Source organism: Pirellulales bacterium (assembly GCA_036490175.1).
Classification (GTDB): Bacteria; Planctomycetota; Planctomycetia; order Pirellulales; family JACPPG01; genus JACPPG01.
This window is the reverse complement of sequence record DASXEJ010000065.1, coordinates 1-2,608: the sequence shown is the minus strand read 5'-3', so window position 1 is coordinate 2,608 and position 2,608 is coordinate 1. Positions and strand designations below refer to the sequence as shown.

2 protein-coding genes are annotated in these 2,608 nt (G+C 60.2%); both read right to left on the bottom strand.

Annotated elements, in window-relative coordinates; translation table 11 throughout:
- Positions 1–250: 250 nt before the first annotated feature.
- Positions 251–1,903, bottom strand: coding sequence for an arylsulfatase (locus VGG64_04400; GenBank protein HEY1598817.1), 1,653 nt, complete (start codon positions 1,901–1,903; stop codon positions 251–253).
- A 281-nt stretch (positions 1,904–2,184) separates the two neighbouring features.
- Positions 2,185–2,608 (bottom strand): sulfatase/phosphatase domain-containing protein (locus VGG64_04395; GenBank protein ID HEY1598816.1); only part of this gene is annotated, 424 nt, incomplete at its 5' end.

The window sequence follows — 2,608 nt, the reverse complement described above, 5'->3', positions numbered from 1 at the left end:
GCCTTCCCGTAGGCCCGGCGAGCCGAGCCGGGCCGGAGGGGAGGGGCCAGAGCGAAGAACGAGCTACCTTTGCCGAACGATTGTCTCAAGGATTGCCAGGCGGATTTATCGCAGGCTCTTAAAAACTCGCGAATCGAAGGCGGGAGGCCTCATTGCGCGATGGTTTCGGGAAAACCACGCTCCAAGCCCGCCGTCATCCCACGAATGGCTGACGTTCGCAGTAGAAGTGTGCCGTGAGCATCGTTGGACTTCACTTTTCCGCCGCTTTCTGGCGACTCTGTTTGATCGTTTCCAGCGTCTCTTCCATGATCGTCGTTGGGACGAAACTTGGCGGGAACGAGCGAGGTGGGAACTCTTTGAATGTCGCGGCGAACTTGACGACCTCTTCCATCGATCCGTACACGCTCCCAATGTGGTTGAGTTGCCAGTCCCAGAAGGTGTTGGAAGTGATGTCCGCCCGCTCGAATGGATCTTGGAACAGGTTGTAAATCTTTTGCAGACGCAGCCTCGTGAACGGTTCCGCCCACACGCCCAACGTGCCGGCCAGGCGCTGCTCCGCATAAACATACTTGTAGTCGCCCTGCCGCATGGCTACCAACAGGCCGTCGTCGTCGGAGTAGAAGAACTTATCCCGCGCGCTCTTCGCACCGTTATTCTTCGCGGCCGTGCCGCTCACCCTGCGCAGAAATGCCGACTGGTCGTAACCGTCGAGATGCACCTTGTAAGTGCGGCCGTTGGCTTGGTAGCCCTTGAGACATTTGCCCACGATGTCGGGTTCGCCGGCGATGGCACAAAGCGTGGGAATCCAGTCGTTGTGGCTCATCAGTTCGTTGGTCACAGTGCCGGGGTTAATGACGCCGGGCCACCGGACCAAGCACGGCACGCGGAACGCCCCCTCCCAGTTGGTATTCTTTTCCGAGCGGAAGTGCGTCATTGCACCGTCGGGCCAGGTGTTCATGTGCGGCCCGTTGTCGCTGGTATAGACAACGATCGTGTTCTTGGCGATGCCCAGGTCGTCGAGAGTTTTGAGCAGCGTGCCGATGGTTTCGTCGTGCTCGATCAAGCCGTCGATGTACTCGCTGTCGCCGTGCTTGTAGCGGCCGCGGTGCTCCTGGCGAACATGCGTACGCAGGTGCATGCGCGTTGAATTGAACCAGACGAAGAATGGCTTGCTCGCCGCGTGCTGACTTTTCATGTAATCGATGGCCGCAGCCGACGTCTCGTCGTCGATGGTCTCCATGCGCTTCTTGGTGAGTGGGCCGCTGTCTTCGATGATTTGCTTGCCGACCTTGCCGAAGCGAGGGTCGACCGTCGGGTCGTCCTTGATCGAAGCCTTGCACTTGAGGACGCCGCGCGGACCGAACTTGGTCAGGTAGGCCGGGTCTTTGGGATAATCCGGTAGCTCGGGCTCCTCCTCGGCGTTGAGATGATAGAGGTTGCCGAAAAATTCGTCGAACCCGTTGACGGTCGGCAGCGTCTCGTTTCGATCACCGACGTGGTTTTTGCCGAACTGGCCGGTGGCATAGCCAAGGCTCTTGAGTAGGCCGCCGATCGAGGGATCGAGTTGGCTCATCCCCATCGGCGCGCCGGGGAATCCGACCTTGGTCAGGCCGGTGCGGATGCCGTGCTGTCCAGTCAGAAACGATGCCCGGCCGGCCGTGCAGGACTGCTCCGCGTAGTAATGGAGAAACCTCAAGCCTTGACTCGCGAGACGGTCAATATTTGGCGTCTCGAAGCCCATGAGACCGTCGCTATAGGCGCTGATGTTGGTGATCCCAATATCATCGCCGAAGATCACGAGGATATTAGGCTTCTTTTGCAGAGCAGCCGCATAGTTAGCCGTAGCGGTGAGCTGAATGCAGACGGTGACCGCAGCGGCAGCGAGAATTGCTTTCGCACTCATGGCGCACCTTATCGGTACAGGTTAGGATGGCAGCGTCGGCGGAACGCACCGTAGTTTAGACGACCGCACCTGCGAATGCGACCTGCCAAGCCGCTAGAAGCAAAAGCTGCTTCCGATCGAACCGGTGTCTTGCACCGCCTCGAATTGACTGGTGAACCTCGAAATGACAGCCGCCCGGAGAGCGACACATGATGCGGCTAGTGGCAGATCTCGCCGCAGGCCCGGCTCGTGGGCCCGGCGAGCCGAGTCGGGCTAGCGAAGCGTGTGAGCAAAGCTTGGCTTTACGGCGTCGCCGGGTAAGGCGGCAGCGTTTTCAAACGGGCGGCGAGATCTTCGACGACGGCAGGATTGGCTTTCGCCACGTTGTAGTTCTCCTCCGCGTCGTTGTCATGATCGTATAGCTCGCGTGACCCGTCACTCCACTGCGTCAATCGCCAGCGGCTGGTGCGCACGCTTTGTGCGTGCAGTTTCGGGCCGCGCGTGACGAGCGTGAAGGCCGAGTCTTTGATCGTCGCGGCGGGGTCGGCGAGGATCGGCGTCAAACTCTGACCGGAGAGCGTGTGCGGCGGGGTGAGTTGGCAAAGCTCGACAATGGTCGGATACAGGTCGATGAATTCGACCAGCGAGCGACTCACCTGCCCGCCCTTCATGCCGGGCGCTGCGATGACCAGCGGCGCGCGGCACGATCGCTCGAACAGCGTGTTC